Annotated in this window: 16 protein-coding genes and 1 pseudogene; 8 read left to right on the forward strand and 9 right to left on the reverse strand. The window is 68.1% G+C overall.

The annotated features are described in order from the left end of the window. Positions 1 to 124: 124 nt before the first annotated feature. The 3 genes and pseudogenes from CCS01_RS25250 to ccmA all read right to left on the reverse strand — a co-directional run. A pseudogene (locus CCS01_RS25250) lies at positions 125 to 1,543 on the reverse strand (ABC-F family ATP-binding cassette domain-containing protein); the annotation flags it as partial. A gap of 567 nt (positions 1,544 to 2,110) precedes the next feature. Then, on the reverse strand, positions 2,111 to 2,776 hold the full coding sequence (gene ccmB, locus CCS01_RS25255; RefSeq protein WP_104521535.1) for a heme exporter protein CcmB: 666 nt from the start codon (positions 2,774 to 2,776) through the stop codon (positions 2,111 to 2,113). Continuing rightward, complete coding sequence (gene ccmA, locus CCS01_RS25260; RefSeq protein ID WP_104521536.1) at positions 2,776 to 3,369, reverse strand: heme ABC exporter ATP-binding protein CcmA; 594 nt, start codon at positions 3,367 to 3,369, stop codon at positions 2,776 to 2,778. The genes ccmB and ccmA overlap by 1 nt, the downstream gene beginning before the upstream one ends. A 155-nt stretch (positions 3,370 to 3,524) precedes the next feature. On the opposite strand from ccmA, the gene acnA reads away from it, so the two are divergent. The 5 genes from acnA to CCS01_RS25285 all read left to right on the forward strand — a co-directional run bounded on the left by acnA (position 3,525) and on the right by CCS01_RS25285 (position 11,648). After that, a complete protein-coding gene (acnA, locus tag CCS01_RS25265) occupies positions 3,525 to 6,218 on the forward strand; it encodes an aconitate hydratase AcnA (RefSeq protein WP_104521537.1) in 2,694 nt (897 codons plus the stop codon). Positions 6,219 to 7,695: 1,477 nt separating this feature from the next. Further along, positions 7,696 to 8,175 carry a hypothetical protein gene (locus tag CCS01_RS34455; RefSeq protein WP_193540168.1) on the forward strand — a complete coding sequence of 160 codons (480 nt, stop codon included), beginning with the start codon at positions 7,696 to 7,698 and terminating at the stop codon, positions 8,173 to 8,175. A 202-nt stretch (positions 8,176 to 8,377) separates the two neighbouring features. After that, a complete protein-coding gene (locus CCS01_RS25275) occupies positions 8,378 to 10,378 on the forward strand; it encodes an SUMF1/EgtB/PvdO family nonheme iron enzyme (RefSeq protein ID WP_104521538.1) in 2,001 nt (666 codons plus the stop codon). Positions 10,379 to 10,388: 10 nt separating this feature from the next. Continuing rightward, on the forward strand, positions 10,389 to 10,766 hold the full coding sequence (locus CCS01_RS25280) for a Pepco domain-containing protein (protein WP_104521539.1): 378 nt from the start codon (positions 10,389 to 10,391) through the stop codon (positions 10,764 to 10,766). 318 nt (positions 10,767 to 11,084) lie between these two features. After that, the gene (locus tag CCS01_RS25285) at positions 11,085 to 11,648 is read left to right on the forward strand and encodes a carboxymuconolactone decarboxylase family protein (RefSeq protein ID WP_104521540.1); all 564 of its coding nucleotides are present in this window, start codon (positions 11,085 to 11,087) and stop codon (positions 11,646 to 11,648) included. Positions 11,649 to 11,834: 186 nt separating this feature from the next. Here CCS01_RS25285 and CCS01_RS25290 read toward each other — a convergent pair whose 3' ends face one another. After that, complete coding sequence (locus CCS01_RS25290) at positions 11,835 to 12,995, reverse strand: lytic transglycosylase domain-containing protein (RefSeq protein WP_158258590.1); 1,161 nt, start codon at positions 12,993 to 12,995, stop codon at positions 11,835 to 11,837. Between the two features lie 317 nt (positions 12,996 to 13,312). Between CCS01_RS25290 and CCS01_RS25295 the strand changes: the two genes are divergently transcribed. The 3 genes from CCS01_RS25295 to bioB all read left to right on the forward strand — a co-directional run bounded on the left by CCS01_RS25295 (position 13,313) and on the right by bioB (position 16,570). Next, the gene (locus CCS01_RS25295; RefSeq protein ID WP_104521542.1) at positions 13,313 to 14,170 is read left to right on the forward strand and encodes an ABC transporter permease; all 858 of its coding nucleotides are present in this window, start codon (positions 13,313 to 13,315) and stop codon (positions 14,168 to 14,170) included. Between the two features lie 87 nt (positions 14,171 to 14,257). After that, on the forward strand, positions 14,258 to 14,938 hold the full coding sequence (locus CCS01_RS25300) for an ABC transporter ATP-binding protein (RefSeq protein WP_408887509.1): 681 nt from the start codon (positions 14,258 to 14,260) through the stop codon (positions 14,936 to 14,938). Positions 14,939 to 15,583: 645 nt separating this feature from the next. After that, the gene (bioB, locus tag CCS01_RS25305; protein WP_104521544.1) at positions 15,584 to 16,570 is read left to right on the forward strand and encodes a biotin synthase BioB; all 987 of its coding nucleotides are present in this window, start codon (positions 15,584 to 15,586) and stop codon (positions 16,568 to 16,570) included. A gap of 104 nt (positions 16,571 to 16,674) precedes the next feature. Here bioB and arsB read toward each other — a convergent pair whose 3' ends face one another. From arsB to glgA, 5 genes are all read right to left on the reverse strand, one after another. Beyond that, entirely contained in the window at positions 16,675 to 17,763 is a 1,089-nt protein-coding gene (arsB, locus tag CCS01_RS25310) for an ACR3 family arsenite efflux transporter (RefSeq protein WP_239992390.1), read from the reverse strand. After that, positions 17,763 to 18,281, reverse strand: a complete 519-nt coding sequence (locus CCS01_RS25315) for an arsenate reductase ArsC (protein ID WP_104521548.1) — start codon at positions 18,279 to 18,281, stop codon at positions 17,763 to 17,765. Before CCS01_RS25315 ends, arsB begins: the two co-directional genes overlap by 1 nt. 8 nt (positions 18,282 to 18,289) lie before the next feature. After that, positions 18,290 to 19,141, reverse strand: coding sequence for an arsenite methyltransferase (locus tag CCS01_RS25320; RefSeq protein ID WP_104521545.1), 852 nt, complete (start codon positions 19,139 to 19,141; stop codon positions 18,290 to 18,292). A gap of 3 nt (positions 19,142 to 19,144) precedes the next feature. Continuing rightward, a complete protein-coding gene (locus tag CCS01_RS25325) occupies positions 19,145 to 19,495 on the reverse strand; it encodes an ArsR/SmtB family transcription factor (protein ID WP_104521546.1) in 351 nt (116 codons plus the stop codon). Positions 19,496 to 19,754: 259 nt separating this feature from the next. Further along, positions 19,755 to 21,239: a glycogen synthase GlgA gene (gene glgA / locus CCS01_RS25330; RefSeq protein ID WP_204848434.1), complete on the reverse strand. Its 1,485-nt coding sequence runs from the start codon at positions 21,237 to 21,239 to the stop codon at positions 19,755 to 19,757. Positions 21,240 to 21,596 lie beyond the last annotated feature (357 nt).

The raw sequence follows: 21,596 nt of genomic DNA on the forward strand, positions 1-21,596 counted from the left end.
TCGAGGCCTTCATCGCCTACTTCAACCGCACCCTCGCCAAGCCGTTCAAGTGGACCATGACCGGCAAGCCGCTCGCTGCGTGAGCGGCCGTCGAAATGGGGTTCGTTCTTCCGGCGAGGTGTACTAGGTGGTTCGTCGGCTCGTCCAGCACCAGGAAATTCGGCGGGTCGTACAGCATCAGCGCCATCACCAGCCGCGCCTTCTCGCCGCCCGACAGCACCCGGCACCGCTTGCCGACCTCGTCGCCCGAGAACCCGAACGCGCCCGCCAGGGTGCGCAACGATCCCTGGGCCGCGTGCGGAAACGCCCCCTCCAGCGTCTCGAACACCGAGCTGTCGCCGTCCAGCAGATCCATCGCGTGCTGCGCGAAGTACCCCAGCTTCACGCTGCCGCCCAGGACAACCGACCCCGCATCCGGCTCGGCCGCGCCCGCCACCAGCTTCAGCAGAGTCGATTTCCCCGCGCCGTTCACCCCCATCACGCAGCAGCGTTCCCGCCGCCGCACCAGCAGGTCCAGCCCGTCGTAGATCACCCGGCTGCCATAGCGCTTTTGCACCCCCCGCAGCCGCGCCACGTCCTCGCCCGATCGCGGCGCCGGGGCGAAATCGAACGCCACCGAGACGCGCCGCTTCGGCGGCTCCACCCGGTCGATCTTCTCCAGCTTCTTCACCCGGCTCTGCACCTGCGCGGCGTGGCTGGCGCGGGCCTTGAACTTCTCGATGAAGGCGATCTCCTTCGCCAGCATCGCCTGCTGCCGCTCGAACTGCGCCTGAAGCTGCTTCTCATTCAGCGCCCGCTGCTGCTCGTAGAATTCGTAGTCGCCGGAGAACGCGGTCAGGACGCCGCCGTCTATCTCGATCACCTTGTTGATGACGCGGTTCATGAACGCCCGGTCGTGCGAGGTCATCAGCAGCGCGCCGTCGAACCCGGCCAGGAACTGTTCCAGCCAGATCAGGCTCTCCAGGTCCAGGTGGTTGCTCGGCTCGTCCAGCAGCATGACGTCGGGGCGCATCAGCAGGATGCGGGCCAGCGCCACGCGCATCTTCCAGCCGCCGGACAGCGCGCCGACATCGCCGTCCATCATGTCCTGGCTGAAGCCCAGACCGTCCAGCACCTCCCGCGCCTTGCCCTCCAGCGCGTAGCCGCCGAGTTCCTCGAAGCGGGCCTGCACGTCGCCGAAGCGCTCTATAATAGTCTCAAGCTGGTCCGCCTGCGCCGGATCGGCCATGGCGGCTTCCAGGGAGGCCAGTTCGGCCGCCACCGCGCTGACCGCGCCGGCGCCGTCCATCACCTCGGCGACCGCGCTACGGCCCGCCATCTCGCCCACGTCCTGGGAGAAGAAGCCGATGGTGGTGCCGCGGTCGACCAGGATCTGGCCGCCGTCCGGATCCTCCTGCCCGGTGATCATGCGGAACAGCGTGGTCTTGCCGGCGCCGTTGGGGCCGACCAGGCCGATTTTCTCGCCCTTCTGCAGCGCCGCCGAGGCCTCGATGAAGACCAGGCGGTTGCCGTTCTGCTTGCTGATGGTGTCCAGGCGAATCATGGGGCCTCGGTGGCTGGGGCGGGAGCGGCGCCCCTACAGCAATTCGCTGCGGACGTGAACCGCTCCGGAGGATGCGCCGGGTCATGCCAGCGGCTCGACCCACCCTGCCTGGAGCCGCCACGACCGGCGCATGCCGGACAGCCGCCGGAACCGCCCGGCCCGCGCCAGCAGGGCAGGGCGATCGGAGCGCGCCCCCGGCCACGCCCCATATGCGCTACAGCAGGCCGCAGGTCGATTGAGACAGGGCGACGGCGCTCCCTCATCGTCATGGCCCGGCTCGTCCGGGCCACCTATCGCGGCACATGTGCTGGAACAGGTGGCCCGGACGAGCCGGGCCATGACGATGAGGACAGGGGGCCTCAGTGTCCCAACCGACCTGCGGTCTGCTGTAATATAACGGGTTGGCGGCATAGCCGTTGCCTCCCCGTCATGGCCCGGCTTGTCCGGGCCACCTGTCGCGGCACAGGTGGTGGAATAGGTGGCCCGGACAAGCCGGGCCATGACGAGGGGGCAACGTGCCCCGCTATGTTAACGCCTATGCGGCCACGCCCCACGCGCCACCAATCCCTACTCCGCCGCCGCCCGCAGCGCCGCCCCCGCCGCCAGCGGGCACAGCGGCACCGCCGCCGCCAGCATCGCGCCCATCAGCAGCAGATGCGGCCGCGGCGAGAACCCCCCGGCGGCGGCATCGGCCGCGGCGGCGCCGAAAATCAGCACCGGGGTCAGCAGCGGCAGCACCAGCAGCGGCAGCAGCACGCCGCCGCGGCGGGCGCCCAGCACGATCGCCGCCCCCATGGTGCCGAACAGCGACAGCAGCAGGGAGCCGATGACCAGGCCCAGCAGCAGCGCCGGAATGGCGTCCTCCGGCATGCGCAGCATCACCGCCATCGGCCCGGCGGCCAGCAGCAGCGGCACCCCGGTCACCAGCCAGTGCGACAGCGCCTTGGCCCCGGCGACCGCGAACGCCGGCAGGCCGGACAGCAGCAGCAGGTCCAGCGAGCCGTCCTCCAGGTCCGCGCCGAACAGGCGGTCCAGCGGCAGCAGCGCCGCCAGCAGGGCGCAGACCCAGATGATGCCCGGGGCGATGCGGCCCAGCGTGTCCGGCGCCGGCCCGATGGCCAGCGGGAACAGCGACGCGGTGGCGACGAAGAACAGCAGCGCCGCCAGCGTGTCGGCGCCGTGGCGGAGGGACAGGCGCAGGTCGCGCGCCAGCACGGCAAGGAAGATACGCATCAGGCCAGCCGCAATCCCGCAACGTTGTCCAAAGGCAGCGGCACATGCGTCGCCGCGACGATCAGCCCGCCGCCCGCCCGGTGCGCGGCCAGCAGGCGGCCGAACCGCTCGATCGCGGCGACGTCCAGCCCCAGCGTCGGCTCGTCCAGCAGCCACAGCGGCGCCGCCGACAGCACCAGCCGCGACAGCGCCAGCCGCCGCTTCTGCCCCGCCGACAGCATCCGCGCCGGCAAATCGGCCAGGTTTTCAAGCCCCACCGCCTCCAGCGCGGCGCGGATCGATTTCCCCGAGATCCGGGCGGCGAAGCGCAGGTTTTCCGCCGCCGTCAGCCCCGGCTTCACCGCATCCTGATGGCCGACATACACCACCCGCTGCCCATGGGCGGCGAGATCGGCGAACGCGTCCTGCCCGTCCCACAACACCTGTCCCGCCGCCGGCCGCACCAGGCCGGCGAGCAGCCGCAGCAACGTGGACTTGCCGGCGCCGTTCGGGCCGGCCAGCACCAGGGCGCCGCCGGACGGCACGCTCAGTGACAGATCGCGGAATACCAGCCTCTCGCCCCGGAACACCGCGACGCTTTCTGCCTTTAGCACATTGTTCCCCTGCGTTCCCCTGCACACCTACGCGGTGGACGACCACCGGCGGGTGTGGTTAAAGCCCGCGCGTTGTCAATATTTCATCCGCGGCGTGATCTCTACCCCCTCGCCGCATAACAGAGGCGCCTCCCTGGTTGGGGCGATAGCAGCGCATGACAGCGGTCGGGCACGACACTCTCAAGACACGCAAGACACTGACCGTCGAGGGAAAGGACTACGCGTATTTCTCCCTGCCGGAGGCCGCCAGGTCGCTCGGCGACATTGCCCGCCTGCCGGTCAGCCTGAAGGTGCTGCTGGAGAACGTGCTGCGCTTCGAGGATGGCCGTAGCTACAAAGTGGATGACGCCAAGGCGATCGCCGGCTGGCTGGAAAAGGCCGGGTCCAGCAAGGAAGTGCCGTTCAAGCCCGCCCGTATCTTGATGCAGGACTTCACCGGCGTCCCCGGCGTGGTGGACCTCGCCGCCATGCGTGACGGCATCACCCGGCTGGGCGGCGACCCGCAGAAGGTCAACCCGCTGATCCCGGTGGACCTGGTGATCGACCACTCGGTGATGGTGGATGTCTCGGCCAGCGCCGACGCCTTGCAGAAGAACGTCGACATCGAGTTCGAGCGCAACGGCGAGCGCTACCAGTTCCTGCGCTGGGGCCAGGAGGCGTTCAGCAACTTCCGCGTGGTGCCGCCGGGCACCGGCATCTGCCACCAGGTGAACCTGGAATACCTGGGGCAGGGCGTATGGACCTCGGCCGCCAACGGCACGACCTATGCGTACCCGGATACGCTGTACGGCACCGACAGCCACACCACCATGGTGAACGGCCTGGGCATCCTGGGCTGGGGCGTCGGCGGCATCGAGGCCGAGGCGGCGATGCTGGGCCAGCCGATTGCCATGCTGATCCCCGACGTCATCGGCTTCCGCCTGACCGGCAAGCTGCCCGAGGGCGCCACCGCCACCGACCTGGTGCTGACGGTGACTCAGATGCTGCGCAAGAAGGGCGTCGTCGGCAAGTTCGTCGAATTCTTCGGCCCGGGCCTGGATGGGCTCGGCCTGCCGGACCGCGCCACCATCGGCAACATGGCCCCCGAATACGGCGCGACCTGCGGCTTCTTCCCGATCGACAAGGTGGCGCTGGACTACATGCGCCTGTCCGGCCGCGACCCGCACCGCATCGCGCTGGTGGAAGCCTACCTGAAGGCGCAAGGCATGTTCCGTGAGCCCGGGCAGCCTGACCCGGTGTTCACCGACACAATGGAACTCGACCTGTCCACGGTGCAGCCGAGCATGGCCGGGCCGAAGCGGCCGCAGGACAGGGTGCTGCTGAAGGACGTCAGCGCCTCGTTCAAGGCGGACCTGACCAAGGGCCTGGGCGTGGCGGCGGACGCGGTCGGCGCCTCGGCCAAGGTCGCGGGCAAGAACTACGAGTTGACGCATGGCGACGTGGTGATCGCGGCGATCACCTCCTGCACCAACACCTCCAACCCGTCGGTGCTGGTCGCCGCCGGCCTGGTGGCGCGGAAGGCGCGGGCCAAGGGGCTGGCGCCGAAGCCGTGGGTGAAGACGTCGCTGGCGCCGGGCTCGCAGGTGGTGACCGAGTATCTGACGAAGTCCGGCCTGCAGGAAGACCTGGACGCCATCGGCTTCCAGACCGTCGGCTATGGCTGCACCACCTGCATCGGCAACTCCGGCCCGCTGGAGGACGCGATCGTCGACGCCATCGAGGACAACAAGCTGGTGGCGGCGGCGGTGATCTCCGGCAACCGCAACTTCGAAGGCCGCGTGCATGCCAACGTGCGGGCCAACTACCTGGCCTCGCCGCCGCTGGTGGTGGCCTACGCGCTGCTGGGCAAGGTGACGCAGGACATCACAACGGAGCCGCTGGGCACGGGCAGCGACGGCCAGCCGGTGTACCTGAAGGACATCTGGCCGACGAACAAGGAGATCGCCGACACGATCGCCGCCAGCCTGTCGCGCGACCAGTTCCTGAAGCGCTATGGCGAGGTGTTCAAGGGCCCGAAGCAGTGGCAGGCGATCCGGATCGAGGGTGACAACGCCACCTATCGCTGGTCCGACGGCTCCACTTACGTGAAGAACCCGCCGTATTTCGAGGGCATCACGATGGAGCCGACGCCCGTCGGCGACATCAAGGGCGCGCGCATCCTGGCGGTGCTGGGCGATTCCATCACCACCGACCACATCAGCCCGGCGGGGTCCATCCGCAAGACCTCGCCGGCGGGTGACTACCTGATCCACCGGCAGGTGACGCAGAAGGATTTCAACAGCTACGGCGCCCGCCGCGGCAACCACGAGATCATGATGCGCGGCACCTTCGCCAACATCCGCATCCGCAACGAGATGCTGGTGAACGTCGAAGGCGGCATGACGAAGCACCTGCCGGACGGCCAGGAAATGTCGATCTACGACGCGGCGATGAAGTACCAGCAGGAGGGCGTGCCGCTGGTGGTCATCGGCGGCAAGGAGTACGGCACCGGCTCCTCGCGCGACTGGGCGGCGAAGGGCACCATGCTGCTGGGCGTCAAGGCGGTGGTGGTCGAGAGCTTCGAGCGCATCCACCGCTCCAACCTGGTGGGCATGGGCGTGCTGCCGCTGGTGTTCATGCCGGGGACCGACCGCAAGACGCTGGGCCTGACCGGCGAGGAAATCCTCGACATCACCGGGCTGGACAGGATCACGCCGCGGATGGAGCTGCAGCTGGTGATCCACCGGCCGAACGGCGCCACCGACACGGTGCCGGTGCTGTGCCGGATCGATACGGTGGACGAGGTGGCGTACTACCAGCACGGCGGCATCCTGCAGTACGTGCTGCGGGGGATGGCCAAGGCGGCCTGATCCTTCCGGGACGTTCGGGTTGAAGGGGCGAGCGGGATGACCGCTCGCCCCTTTTTCGTAGGTGGACGCTGGCTGGGCGGGATGGCGCGCTTACAGATCCGGCGCTTATTTTGACTGTCCCGGAGGTTGTAGGAAGGCCAACATTATCAACGGCCTATGGCAAACCTTGGCGCGCAAGAAAACCTCGCAGTTTCAATATTTTAGACGGAAACCGACACTGTCAAATCATTGTCCTGGCCATCATAAGCAAGGCACGGTGATCAACGCACAGCCATCGCGGCCGCGGGCCGCCCGAATCCCTTCTCTGCGGGCTCTGCGCCCCGCTCTGCGATCTCTGCGTTGAATCGCGGTGGTCGGGGCGCCACAGGCGTTGGAGGTTGGGAGACTCACCGGCAACGCCGGTCTTTGTTGCGGCACCGCATTTTTAAAACGCAGAGATCGCAGAGCGGGGTGCAGAGCACGCAGAAGGAATTGGCGCGGCCTGCGGCCACGGTGGCTCGAATGTGGCCGGGCTGTTCCTGTTGCAACGTGCGGCCTGGCATCCAAGACAATGAGGGCCGGACCTGTAAATGTCTGGCGCGGTCGTGCCAGCGTAGCCTCGCCATGGGAGACACGGACGTCATCCTGCCGCGTATTCGGGACGCGTTGCCGGCGATGCCGCGACAGGCTGCTCGGGTTGAATGAGGCACGGGAATTCCGGGACTTCCTGAACGACATGATGCGGCCTTTCGGTCGATGATCGCCTTTGCCGAAGGAGCGGGCTCGATGCGCTTGCTCGCCGTCACGACCGGGGTGGCAAAGGGACAAGCTGACGGCAGTGCGTAACCGTTTCCGCCGGTGCTGTCTCTCCGACCGATTTTCAACACGGAGGATACGAAGGTCGTACAGAGGGCCACGGAGAAGGGCATTATTGCGCTTCGCGCTACAGCAGACCGCAGGTCGGTTGGGACGCACAGGCGGCCTGTCTTCACCGTCATGGCCCGGCTTGTCCGGGCCACCTGTTCAAGCACCGATGCCGCGACAGGTGGCCCGGACAAGCCGGGCCATGACGGTGTCGGTGCACCGTCGCCCTGTCACAACCTACCTGCGGTTTGCTGTAAGCACCAGGAACGACCGGCCATCGCCGATTGCCCGGAGCGGTTGCTGGTCCCGGACGCCTTCGTGGCCCTCCGTGTGACCTTCGCATCCTCCGTGTTGAAAATGCGGAGGCAAATGCGCCCGGGCCCGATCCTGGCCGGCACGATGCCGGGTTCAACCGAAACCGCAACGTCCCGCCATACGAGAGTCAGGCCGCCGCCGAGGCCAACGCCGGCGCACCATGGCCCGGCAGGCGGATTTTCCGCCAGCAGTGACGCGCCTCACAGCAGCCGCCGGATCGTGGCGCGTATCGTCGCGATACCCTGACAAGCCCCGGAAGGCGGCGCCGCATCCGACCTGCTCCGGCCTTGCCTGACAACGACATCCACAGGAGGCCAGGATGCGCAAATCGGTCGCGACTCTCGTTCTGCTGGCGGCGTCGGTTTCAGCCCCTCCATCGATTGCCGCCGAATGGGGAAGCACGGCGCTTGCGCAGGCCGTGGCCGCCGCTGCTGGCCAACCGGTCATGCAGGTCCGTGGCGGCATGGCCGGTGGCGGCGGTATGGGCATGGGTGCCGAAGGCGGCATGGGCATGGGGGGAGGCGGCATGGGCATGGGTGGCGCGGGCTCGATGGGAAATGCCGAGGCGGATTCCGATCTTCCGGCGCGGGAGGCCGGCGGCGGCGGTCCCCGGTCCGGCGACCACGCGGCCTGCATGGCGTCCTATCGCTCTGATACATCCTGGCTGACCCGATGGGCACGTTGCGCTGTCGGACTGAAAGGAACCGTTCATCCGCGGCCCGCCGTTGCCAAGCGGCACGGGAAGAAGCCGCCCCCGCACCGCGTCGCCAGCCGCAACGCCGCCGGCGCCACGCACTGATCGGCTCGCCGTGGGACTCTGGCCCGCCGAACGAGGCGGACCGGATCAACAGGCGTCCAGGCGGCTGAAACCACGAGACGCAGGCTTCGTCCATACGAGGGCCGCGGCATCCTGTCACGTGACTCCGGGTCCCGCGGTCTGGTAGCAATTGCTGTCCGGCAAATCACGGCGCGATCACAGGCGCGATCACAGGCGCGATCACATGAGCCAGAACTGGGCCATCTGCATCGGGATCGATCGATACGACAACCTGCAATCGCTGCAATACGCCAGGCGCGATGCCGAAGCACTGCGCGATTTCTTCGCAAACGAGGCCGGTTTCGACAAGGTATATTTCTTCGCCGAGGATGCCCCGCTGATCCCGACGGACTATGGCGAGCCGATGCGCTCGGCGCCTGGCGGCGCCACGCTGCGTCGTTTCCTGCGCATCCGTTTCGAACAACCATTCCTGAAACCCAGCGACAACCTCTGGTTCTTTTTCGCCGGTCACGGTCGGCGTGAGCGCGATCGCGACTACTTGATGCCGATTGATGCCGATCCGGGAAACGTAATGGAAACGGCGATCGCTGTGAGTTATGTGACAGAACGGTTGCGCCGCTGCGGCGCGCAGAACGTGCTGCTGCTGCTGGACGCCTGCCGTAACGAAGGCGCCCGCGACGGCCAGGGGATCGGCGCCGATCGGCAGGCGGGCGTGGTGGCGATATCGTCCTGCAGCCCCAATGAGCGGTCGTACGAGATCGCCGAACTCCAGCACGGCGCCTTCACCTACGCGCTGCTGGAAGGGCTGCGGCTGCAAGGCCAGGCCAACTGCGCAACGGTCGAGCGGCTCGACCAGCACCTGCGGTTCCGGGTGCCGGACCTGTGCAACGACTATCACAAGCCGCGGCAGACGCCATACACCGTTGCCGAACCGGTTGAAAAGCAGCACCTGATCCTGCTGCCGAAGCTGGCGAGCCTGTCGGATCTCAATCCGCTCCGGCTGGACGCGCTCCAGGCGGAGGCGGGCGGCGATCTTGCAACCGCCGAGCAGTTGTGGTGGCGGATCATCGCCGTGTCGCCGGCGGATGCGCAGGCGCGCGAGGCGGTGCGGCGGATCGCCCGGAAGCAGGAGCCCGTCCCGGCAAGCCCCGCTGCCGCTTCTGCCGCCCGCACGGCCGAGGCGCCGAAGCGCCTGGTCAGGCTGACCCGGCGGCGCGTCGTGGGCATGGCGGGTTTCGCCGCGGCGGCGGCCGGCGCCGCGGTGGCCGTTCCGGCGATACGGCGGTTCTCGTCCAGGCCGGTGCTGCGCACGGTTTCATTCGACAGCGTCACGGTGGACGGCAAGGGCGCGCGCGTCGCCACCGACCGGCACACGGCGCAGATGTTCACCGAGACGCTCGGCTTCGGCGGCTCGCTCGACCTGGTCCTGGTTCCCGGCGGCAGTTTCACGATGGGCTCGCCGGCAGCCGAGCCGGAACGGCAACCAAACGAAGGGCCGCAGCACCATGTCATGCTGGAGCCGTTCTTCATCGGCGCCGCCCCGGTGACCCAGGCGCAATGGAAGGCGGTGGTGATGGCGCATCCGGCGCCGCTGCAGCGGGATCTCGACCCCAGTCCATCGTTATTTCGGAATATTGATCTGCCGATCGAAAGTGTCACCTGGAACCAGGCGGACGAGCTGTGCCAGCGCCTGAGCGCGATCACCGGCCGGTCGTACCGGCTGCCGAGCGAGGCGGAATGGGAGTACGCCTGCCGCGCCGGCACCACCGGCCCGTTCCATGTCGGCCCCACGGTCACCACGGATCTCGCGAACTACTGCGGCACCGGCGGCGCCGTCGCCGGCGACAGCGACGGCCGCAGCATCGCGTCCGACACCTATCTCGACGTGACCTATGCCTCGGGCGCGTATGGCCAGGGGCCGGCCGGAATATTCCGGGGCACGACGACCCGTGCGGGCACGTTCCCGCCGAATCGTTTCGGCCTGTACGACATGCACGGCAATGTCTGGGAATATTGCCTCGATAGCTGGAGCCCGAGCTACAGCGACGCGCCGTCGGATGGCAGCGCCAACCTGTCCGGAACGATCGACAGCCCGCGCGTCCTGCGCGGCGGATGCTGGTCGCACAATCCCGCCATCTGCCGATCGGCTTTTCGCGACAATTTGGATCCGGGGCTGCCGGGATGGCAGGGGCGCATCGGCTTGCGGGTGGTCTGCACGGCATAGGAGGATGGACATGGCAGGCGGGCAGGGTGGACTCTGGTTCGTAACGGATGTGGAAACCAGCGAAACGGTCAAGGTCGAAGGCGGGCGCAGTTCCGAGGACACCGGCGGCGGCTTCGGATCGAGCGCCGTCCAGGCGGTGCGCAAGAGCCTGACGCAGCGGGTGCAGATCAGCGCCGAGGACCTGAAGCAGCAGATCAGCCACCTGACCGGCGTCATCGGCGAGGTGTTCGACCAGTGCAGCAACGAATCCGCGCTGCGGCTGGACCAGGTCGAGCTGTCGATCGAGGTCAGCTCGGAGGGGCAGATCAGCATCCTGGGCAGCGGCGGCAAGCTGGAGGGCAAGGGCGGCATCAAGCTCAGCTTCAAGCGCAAACCGGAGCAGGGCTGAGCCTACGACGGGGGAGGCACCAATCCCGCCTGTTTTCACCCATCGTGGTGTCCGCGGGGGATTGGATTGAGAAGATGCGGTGTAGAAACAAAGAGACGCGGTGCCAGTGAACCTTCCAACCTTCAGCGCCGGTGGCGCCCTGCCACCGCGATGCAACGCAGAGCGCGCAGAGCGGGGCGCAGAGTTCGCAGAGGGGACTCCATGGCTTTCGGCATTGTCATCGGCCGGACAGGTGCCCGCCCTCTCGCCGCAAGGGCAGATGCACTACGATACCCGCATCACCACCTGACCCGCACCAGAAGAAAGGAACCCAGCCGAATGCCAGACCCTCGTTTCCCGACACTGGACCCCGACACCATGACCGACGAACAGCGGGCCGTCGTCGAGGCGATCCAGTCCGGCCCACGCGGCGCCGGCCTGCGCGGCCCGTTCAACGCCCTGCTGCGCAGCCCACAGCTTTGTGACCTGGTGCAGCGCGTCGGCGCCTATGTCCGGTTCGCCAGCGCGATCCCCCGGCCGCTGAACGAACTCGCCATCTGCATGGCCGGACGCAAATGGGGCGCGCAGTATGAATTCTACGCCCACCGCCAGCTCGGCATCGAGGCGGGGCTGAACCCGGCCATCCTGGATTCCATCGCCCTCGGCCGCCGGCCGGAGGACATGACGCCCGACGAAACGCTGGTCTACGAGTTCGTCACCGACCTGCTGTCCACCGGACAGGTCGCGGACGACCGCTACCACCCGGTGCGGGAGCGGTTCGGCGAGCGCGGCGTGATGGATCTGGTCGGCGCCGTCGGCTACTACAGCCTGGTGTCGATGGTGCTGAACGTGGCGCAGGTACCACTGCCGGAGGGCGAGACGCCGCCTCTCAAGCCCTTGTGAGCCCGTGAAGGGACGGAGCGACTCCGTCCCTTGTAAGATCCGTCTTCTTTCGGAATTCGGGTCGCATCCTTGTCTCGCACCGCCGCCTGCCGTCCCGGCACGGATACTGGTTTCCGCGCGGCCGCCCCGCGCGCCGGTTTCCGCGGCTGTCGTCCCACCGGCCCCGCGTGCCGCGGCGCGCCGGGATTACGACTGGGCGTCCGGCGACAGCACGATGCAACTGGTGCGGGCGTGGGTGATCTTCTCGCAGGCCTGCACCGCGGTTTCCCGCGACATGCCGGTCATCCGCGCGCGCCACAGCACCGCGCGGCCCTGGCGAACGCTCGCCACGTAGGGGTGCGCCACGGCGAGTTCGACATGGGCGTGGCCCCGCGCCATCTGCAAGGCGGTGTGCGCCTGGCCCTGGTTGGCGAAGGCGCCGATCTGCACCGCCCATTGGCCGGGCGCGGCCGGGCCGCGACGGGCGGACGCCGAGTCGGCGGCGTTGGCCTGCGACACCAGGTGGAAGCCGCCCCGCGGCGGCGCCGGCGGCGCGTTGGGCGGCAGGACCAGGGCCAGCTGCTGGCCAGCCCTGCCGCGATAGTGCGGCGATTCAGGCAGTTGCGCGACCTCGATCGGCATGCGCTTCGGCACGCGGCCGCCGCCGCCGGGATGGGCGCCGGCCAGCATGACCGGGCGGCCATACCGCCGCCCGGGCGGGATGTGGATCGGCAGCGCGTTCATCGCCATCATGTCCGCCGCCGAGCGGTTGTTCGGGTAGATTCCCACCACGCTCGGGCCGATCATCGCGACATAGCGGCGGGTCTCGTCGGGCAGGGGACGGGCATTGGACAGGTAGTCGTCCAGCCGCGCCGGCCCGGCGTTGTACGCCGCCAGGAACCCCGGGCTGCCGTAAAGTTCATACATTTCACGCATGTAGGCGACGCCGGCCATGATGTTGTCATGCGGGTCGAAGGGGTCGTCGCCCAGGTTGTAGCGGTCGCGCAGCATGTCATAGGTGGCGGGCATCACCTGCATCAGGCCCATGGCGCCAACGTTGGACGTAATCAACTGGCCGCTGCCGTTGTATTCGTTGCCGCCCGACTCGACGCGCATGAGCGCGCGGATCCAGATTTCCGGAATGTCGTATTTCGCCGAGGCCTCACGGATGTAAGGCCCCCAGGGATCGTCCGGCGGGCCGGGCGGGGTGTAGTTCCGATGGGCCTTGGCGGCGTACTGGGCGGATTCCTCAAGCGCGTTCTGGTGGCTTGGCCCTTGGCTGCTGCACGCGGCGAGGGCGGCCAGGACAGCCACGGCGCCTATGGCGCGCAGGCGACGGCCAGCGGCTGAACGATCCGGTACACTCATGTGCATGCGTCTCCGTGTCGGCGCGAAGAAGTACAGAGAAACCCGCGGCAGGAGTCGGCCACCGTTGATCCGGGCACTTAGGAACGTGCTCTAAGCCCTTAAACCCCATTCATCTTTCTGACAAGTCATCTCGTACTGGATTGTATCACGGGAACGTGGGGAAAAATTTAATCAGTACTGCCGGAGAGGCCTGCCGGACGGGTCCTGCCGGCGCCGCGCGGACTGTGTTCCGACGGCCATGACAGCCGTATTGACATCCGTCCGTCACGCGGCCGGGCGTTGTGCCGGCCGGCCGAATAGGGTATCCGCGCGGCAACATGAGCACCGCCGTCACCACACTCGCCCCCGCCGCCTCGCTGGACCTGAAGGCCGACATGTCCGTCGCCTCGCGCCACAGCCTGGCGGTCGATGACCTTGTGCGCGGCTTTGGGCTGTGGCGGCTGGCCTGGACACTGGGCTGGCTGGATATCCGGCTGCGCTATCGCGGCTCCATGCTGGGGCCGTTCTGGCTGACCATCTCCACCGGCGTGATGGTCGGGGCGCTGGGCGTGCTGTATTCGACGCTGTTCAAGATGGATGTCGCGTCGTACCTGCCGTTCCTGGCGTTGTCGCAGGTGCTGTGGGGCTTCCTGGGGGCGCTGGTGTCGGAAGCCTGCACCTCGTTCACCGAGGCGGAAAACGTGATCCGCTCGGTGCGCATGCCGTTCTTCGTCTATTCCGTGCGCACGCTGATCCGCAACATCATCGTGCTGGCGCACAACATCCTGGTCATTCTGGTGGTGTTCGCGTGGTTCCGGGCCTGGCCGGGCTGGGACCTGCTGCTGGCGATCCCGGGGATGCTGATCTGGATCGCCGACGCGCTGGCGCTGACCCTGTTGCTGGGCGCGTTCTGCGCGCGGTTCCGCGACATCCAGCCGATTGTCAACAGCGTCATGCAGATCATGTTCTTCGTGACGCCGGTGATCTGGAAGCCGGAACAGCTCGGCGCCGCCGGCATGGCCAAGCTGCCGCTCAACCCGTTCTTCGACCTGCTGGAGATTGTGCGCGGCCCGTTGCTGGATACCGGCGTTTCCGGCATGACCTGGCTGGGCGCGCTCGGCTATAGTGCGGCGTTGTGCAGCATTGCCTGGGCTTTTTTCGTCCGGGCGCGCGGCCGCATCACGTTCTGGATCTGAAGCATGGCATTGCAAGCGCGGATCGAGGTCGAGGACGTCTCGGTCCTGTTCCCCCTGTATCACGGCAGTTCGCGCAGCCTGAAGAAGATGGTGGTCGCGGCCGCCTCCGGGCGGCTGGGCAAGGACCAGCAGCAGCGCGTGGTGGTGCGCGCCCTGCAGAACGTCAACCTCCGCCTGTCAAGCGGCGATCGGCTGGGGCTGGTCGGCACCAACGGCGCCGGCAAGACCACGCTGCTGCGGGTGCTGGCGGGGGTGTATGAGCCGGTGGCCGGACGGCTGCGGGTGCAGGGCAGCCTGAACGCGCTGCTGGACCCCAGCCTGGGCATGAACGCGGAACTGACCGGGCGGGAGAACATCCTGCTGCGCGGCCTGTACAACGGCCTGCCCCGGTCGATGCTGCCGCGGCTGGAAGAGGACGTGGCCGAGTTCGCCGGACTGGCCGATTTCATCGACCTGCCGGTGCGGATCTACTCCGCCGGCATGGTGATCCGCCTGGGCTTCGCGCTGGCGACGGCGATCAGGCCGCAGATCCTGCTGATGGACGAATGGTTCCTGGCCGGCGACGCGGTGTTCATGGAAAAGGCCAGGCAAAGGCTGGAGGAAATGGTGCGCGGGGCGGAGATCCTGGTGCTGTCCACGCACCAGATGAGCGTCGTCCGCGAATGGTGCACGCGCGTGGTGTGGCTGGAGCAGGGCCGGGTGCGCGCGGACGGCGCGCCGGAGGAGGTGCTGCCGCAGTACCTCGGCACGCCGCTGGAGATGGCGTAGGGAGCAGGGGCGAGGTCCGGGCGGGAGGGGCATCCGGGCTGGTGCCTCCCTGGCAGGGACAGCGTGGTTGATGGCGCATTTTGGTTCGCACAGAGAAGAACGGAGCATCGCCGAGGGCCCCTGAGGGTCAGGGGGACATCGCGCGGGGTGGTGCGGTTGTTGCCGTTGTAGCAGGCCGATTGCCTGGTCCGGCCAGGCGCCGCATGGCCCGGCGCTGCCGGGCGCGGCGCACCGCCCCGTCGTCATGGTGGGCCTTCGCCCCATTGGCGTTAAAAATGGGGCTGGCTGTTGCCTCCTCGTCATGGCCCGGCTTGTCCGGGCCACCTATTCCAGCACTGTGCCGCGACAGGTGGCCCGGACAAGCCGGGCCATGACGGAATGGCAAGCATCGTGCCGCCGCCACGCTATCTTAACGCCAATGGGGGCTACGCCCACCATGACGTTGTAGCGACGGCTGTGCCAGCGGCCGCCTGAGTTAGCGCCCATGGGGCGTGTCCCGGCCATTCACCCCCGGCCGTTCGTGCGCAGATAGCCGGGACACGCCCGTTCTTCCGGGCGTCCCGACTCGGCTGCATAATGATAAATTATCGGTTCAATCGCGTGGCCAATACGCCGCGCCGCAGTGCCCGCCGCTGGAGAATACCCATGTTGCAACGTGACGCAGCCCCCGACGGCGAGCAGAGCCGCACCCCTGAACGCTGGACGCTGCCCGTGGCGCGTGAACTCTACGCGCTGCCCTTCAACGACCTGCTGTTCAAGGCCCACAGCGTCCATCGGGCGAATTTCGACCCCAATCGCATCCAGGTCAGCAAGCTGCTGAACATCAAGACCGGCGGATGCCCCGAGGACTGCGGGTATTGCAGCCAGTCCGCCCATTATGCGTCCGGCCTGGCGGCCTCCAGGCTGATGCAGCCGGAGCAGGTCATCGCCGAGGCACGGAAAGCCAAAGAAGGCGGTGCCACGCGCTATTGCATGGGCGCCGCCTGGCGCAACCCCAAGTCGCGCGACGAAGCGGCCATCGTCGCCATGGTGAAGGGGGTGAAGGCGCTCGACATGGAAACCTGCATGACGCTGGGCATGCTGTCGGCCGAGCAGGCGCGGACCTTCGCCGACGCGGGGCTCGACTACTACAACCACAACATCGACACCTCCGAGCGCTTTTACCCCGAAATCGTCACCACCCGGACCTTCGCCGATCGGCTGGAGACGCTGGCTCGGGTGCGCGAGGCCGGCATCAAGGTCTGCAGCGGCGGGATCCTGGGGCTTGGCGAAGCTGTCGAGGACCGGATCGACATGCTGGTGACGCTGGCGAACCTGCCAACGCCGCCGGACAGCGTGCCGCTCAACATGCTGATCCCGATGCCGGGCACCCGGCTGGCCGAGGCTGCGCCGATCGATCCGCTGGCATTCGTGCGCATCGTGGCGCTCGCCCGGCTGATGATGCCGCAGTCGCATGTGCGGCTCGCGGCCGGGCGCACGGCCATGAGCGACGAGATGCAGGCGCTTTGCTTCTTCGCCGGCGCCAACTCGATTTTCGTCGGCGACACCTTGCTGACCGCGGCCAACCCCGGCGACGACCATGACAACAGCCTGCTGAACCGGTTGGGGATCACGCCGGAAACGACGGCCTGAGATCGCGGAAGCCATCGGCTGCAGCGGCTCGGACAGGGTCGCGCGGCTTGTGCCGTTGTTTCGACAGCAGCGCCGCCAGCCGCCGCGCTTGTCCGGCGCGGCCTTCAGCCGGCCCGCACGTCACCGATTCCCCGCTCGTACCACCCGCGTGAGCGGCGAACCATGTGCACCACCGACAGCATGACCGGCACCTCCACCAGCACGCCGACCACCGTCGCCAGCGCGGCGCCCGACTGGAAGCCGAACAGTACGATCGCGGTCGCCACCGCCAGCTCGAAGAAATTGCTGGCGCCGATGAGGGCGGACGGGCCGGCCACGCACCATGCGACGCCCAGGCTGCGGTTCAGCCCGTAGGCCAGCCCGGCATTGAAATACACCTGTATGATGATCGGCACCGCCAGCAGTACGATGACCAGCGGCTGGCGCAGGATCTGCTCGCCTTGCAGCCCGAACAGCAGCACCAGCGTCAGCAGCAGGGCGCACAGCGACACCGGCGCCAGCGCGCGCAATGTCCGGTTCAGCGCCGCCAGCCCGCCCCGGGCCAGTTGCGCGCGCCGCCAGAGCTGTGCGACGGTCACCGGCACGACGATGTACAGCACCACCGACAGGACCAGCGTGTCCCACGGCACGGTGATCGACGACAGCCCCAGCAGCAGCGCGACAATCGGCGCGAACGCCAGCACCATGATCGTGTCGTTCAGCGCCACCTGCGACAGGGTGAAGTGCGGCTCGCCGTCGACCAGGTTCGACCAGACGAACACCATCGCCGTGCACGGCGCCGCCGCCAGCAGGATCAGCCCCGCCGTATAGCTGCCGATCTGATCCGCTGGCAGGAACGGGCGGAACACGTGGCCGATGAAGATCCAGGCCAGCAGCGCCATCGAGAACGGCTTCACCAGCCAGTTCACCCCGACGGTCGCGGCGATGCCGCGCCAGTGCCGGCCGACCTCCCGCAATGCCATGGGGTCGATCTTCAGCAGCATCGGCACGATCATCAGCCAGACCAGCACCGCGACCGGCAGATTGACCTGCGCCACGGTCGCGTTGCCGAGGACGCGGAAGGCGCCGGGGATCATCTGCCCCAGCGCGATTCCGGCGACGATGCACAGCGCTACCCAGACCGTCAGGAAGCGCTCGAACATGCCCATGGCGGGCCTGGCCGCCACCTGGCCGTCGATGGTGGAGTCGCTCATCAGGCGTGTCCTTTCCCGGAGTCAACCTGGCCGATGGCGTCGACCTCGCGCTTCAGCGCCAAGCGGTCCAGCGCGCCGATCGGCAGGGCGAGGAACAGCGAGATGCGCCGTTCCAGCATGCGGAAGGCGTCGCGGAACGCCAGCATCGCCGCGCCGGTGCCGTCATCGATGACGGCGGCCGGGTCGGGGATGCCCCAGTGCGCCGTGATCGGCTGGCCGGGCCAGACCGGACAGACCTCGCCGGCGGCCTGGTCGCAGACGGTGAACACGAAATCCATCGCCGGCGCGGCGGGGCCGGCGAATTCGTTCCACGACTTCGAACGCAGGCCGTCCGTGGCCAGGCCCTGCTCGGCCAGCAGTTGCAGGGCGAGCGGATGAACCTGCCCTTTCGGGAAGCTGCCGGCGCTGAAGGCTTGGCAGCGGCCTTCGCCCAGGTGGCGCAGCAGACACTCGGCCAGGATACTGCGGGCCGAGTTGCCGGTGCACAGGAACAGCACGTTGAATGGCCGGCGGGACATGGCGCCGCTCATCCGCAGCAAGTGCTGGTGCAACAGGGCGCTACCTCGCCGGCATGGGGCTTGCGCGCTTCGATCGTGGCCGAGGCGACGCATGTCTCGATGCCCCGTCCCGGCGCCCAGGATGCCACCATCTCGCGGCTGTCCGGCTTCACCGTCACGGCGACGTCGACGAAGCCGGCCGCGCGCAGCAGGGCCGTGACCCTGTCGGCTGGCGCCGCGCCGGCAACGCAGCCGCACAGCATCACCGGATCGGTGCGCAGGTCCTCGGGCAGCGGGGCGATGTTCACCACGTCCGACACCGCCAGGCGGCCGCCGGGCTTCAGGACGCGGCACGCCTCGCGGAACACCTGCGCCTTGTCGGGCACCAGGTTGATGACGCAGTTGGAGATGACCACGTCGGCGGTGTTGTCGGCGATGGGCAGGTGCTCAAGCTCACCCAGGCGGAACGTGACGTTGTCGGCGCCGAGCTTCGTGGCGTTGGCGCGGGCCTTGGCCAGCATCTCGTGCGTCATGTCCACGCCGATGACGCGGCCGGTGGGGCCGACCCGGCGCGCGGCCAGCAGGCAGTCGAACCCGGCGCCGCTGCCCAGGTCCACCACCACCTCGCCCGGCTGCAGCGCCGCGATGGCCTGCGGGTTGCCGCAGCCCAGGCCGAGATTGGCGCCGTCCGGCACCGCCGCCAGGTCCTCGGCCGAGTAGCCCATCGCCTGCGCCTTTTCGCCCACCCCCGGCGTGGCGCCGCCGCAGCAGGCGGATGCGGGCTGGGCGGTGACGTCGGCGATGCGGCCCGCGGCGATGTCGCCGTAGCGGGTGCGGACCAGCTCCTTGACGTCGGCGGGTTCCAGGGTGTTGTCCGGCATGGTTCAGTCGCTCCTTGGCACGGATTGCGCGTGCATTTCCGGCACGCAGATGGGTGGGCAGCCGCCGGATGGGCGGCCGCAGCAGTTCTCGGTCAGGTAGGAGAGCAGGCTGTTCATCACGGCATAGTCGGCCGCGTAGATCAGCGAGCGGCCGTTGCGCGTGCAGGTCGCCAGCCTGGCGTTCTTCAGTTCCTTCAGGTGGAAGGCGAGCGTCGCCGACGGCAGGCCCAGCCGATCGGCGATGTGCCCGGCGGGCAGGCCGTCCGGGCCGGCTTGCACCAGCAGGCGGTAGATATCGAGGCGGGTTTCCTGCGCCAGGGCCGCCAGCGCCGCCAGGGCGTTTGTCTTCTCCATATCTCCAGTATTATGGAAATGTCGTCGGGGGTCAAGGCACGGGCAGTTTGTGATCGCTCCTGACTTCCAGGGCCTCGCCGAAACGCCGCTGCGTCGGCGATGCCAAACCGTCAGGCATGTCTTCGAACACCCGTCAGGGATGTCTCCAGTCCCCACAGCCGCGCGGATCGTTTCCAAGACCCATGCATGTGGCCGGGGCACGCCAAACCATGACGATTTCGACACGATTTCGGCCGCCGGATTCGGCTTCAGACCCGCTTTATGCAGCCTGTTCCATCTCTTCCGAAACAGCCGACGGTTCGCCGCCCGGCGCAAGCGGGCGGCCGAGCAGGCGGCGGTACAGCGCCTCGTACTCCGCCGCCGCCCCCGCCCAGCCGAAACAGCGTGCCATCGCCGCGCGGCGCATCGCCTGCAGGTGGGCCGCGTCCTGGTAGGTGTCGAAGGCGCGGTGGCAGGCCGCCGCCAGTCCCTCCGGCGTCAGAGTGGAGAACAGGAACCCGGTCGTCCCGTCGGTGATCGTGTCCGCCAGCCCGCCGGTGGCGTGCGCGATCGGCAGGGCGCCGTAGCGCTGCGCCTGCATCTGCGTCAGGCCGCAGGGCTCGAACCGCGACGGCATCAGCGTGAAGTCGCTGCCGGCGACGATGCGCCGCGCCATCGGCTCGTTGAAGCCGATCAGCAAGCCGATGTCGTCGCGGTGGCGGCGCGAGGTGCAGCTCAGCATGTGTTCGATCTCCGGGTCGCCGAGGCCGAGGATGGCGATCTGGCCGCCGTTCTCGACGATGTCGTTCGCCGCGCCGGCCACGAGATCCAGGCCCTTCTGGTGCACCAGGCGCGAGACGATGCCGAACAGCGGTCCGCTGGAGGGCCGCAGGCACAGCCCGGTCCGCACCACGTCGGCGTTGGCCTGCTTGCCGTGCAGGTCGTCCGGGTCGAAATGGTGCGGCAGATGCGGGTCGCTGCCGGGGTTCCAGCTGTCGTCGATGCCGTTGACGATGCCGGACAGTTGCCCCTGCGCGGCGCGGCCCTGCATCAGCCCGTGCAGGCCGGCGCCGTGTGGTTCGGTGGTGATCTCCCGCGCATAGGTCGGGCTGACCGTGGTGACGTGGCTGGCATAGAACCCGCCGGCCTTCAGGAACGAGACCTGGCCGTGGAACTCCACGCCGTTGATGTCGAAGGCGGAGTCGGGGATGCCCAGCAGATGCCGGTGCCCGGGGGCGAAATTCCCCTGGTAGGCGATGTTGTGGATGGTCAGCACAGTCGGCAGTAGGATACCGTCCCAGCGCATGTAGGCCGGCGTCAGCCCGCCCGGCCAGTCGTTGGCGTGGACGATGTCCGGCGTCCAGTCCAGTCCGGCGCGGCCGCCGGCGATATCCGCCGCGGCCAGCGACAGCCGGGCGAACCGCAGGTGGTTGTCCTCCCAGTCGGCGCCCTCCGGCGTACAATAGGGTGTGCCGCGCCGATGGAACAGCGACGGCGTGTCCACAAGATAGAGGACGGTGCCGTCGGCCAGTTGCGTCCGGCCCAGCCGTCCGGGCGGGATCGCGGCGCGTCCGGGCAGGTCGCCGCACCACACGACAGCGGGCAGCCTGGCCATGATGTCGCGGTATGCCGGCATCAGGATGCGGACGTCAATTCCGCGCCGGCGCAACGCCGGGGGCAGGCCGGCGGATACTTCTCCCAGACCGCCGGCCTTGACGAGGCCCGCCACCTCACTGGTGACGAACAGCACCTTGATGGCTGACACCTGATTCCCGGCCTTCAGGACCTGACAGTCCGCTGTGGATCTGGGCCTGCGATGCTGATGCAGGACTGCCTCAGGCCTGCCGCACTGCACGCGCCCAACCGCTCACAGGATTGGGATTCCGTTGGGGTACGGCAAGTTAATCTTCCTTTAAAGCAGTAATACCAACCAGTCGATTTCGGAACTAACGTAACCGGGAGTTCCCCCGGCTCTGCCGGGGAGGCAGCAGCAGTTTGACATTTGCGGGGGTAGGCCCCGGTTCGCCCATCAATGAAACTCTGGAGCGTGAGCCGCCAAAGCACACGCTGATGGAGTTCCATCAATGGACGAATTCGAGAGCCTAAATCACACCAAATGGGA

Source organism: Rhodopila globiformis, assembly GCF_002937115.1.
GTDB classification, from domain to species: Bacteria; Pseudomonadota; Alphaproteobacteria; order Acetobacterales; family Acetobacteraceae; genus Rhodopila; species Rhodopila globiformis.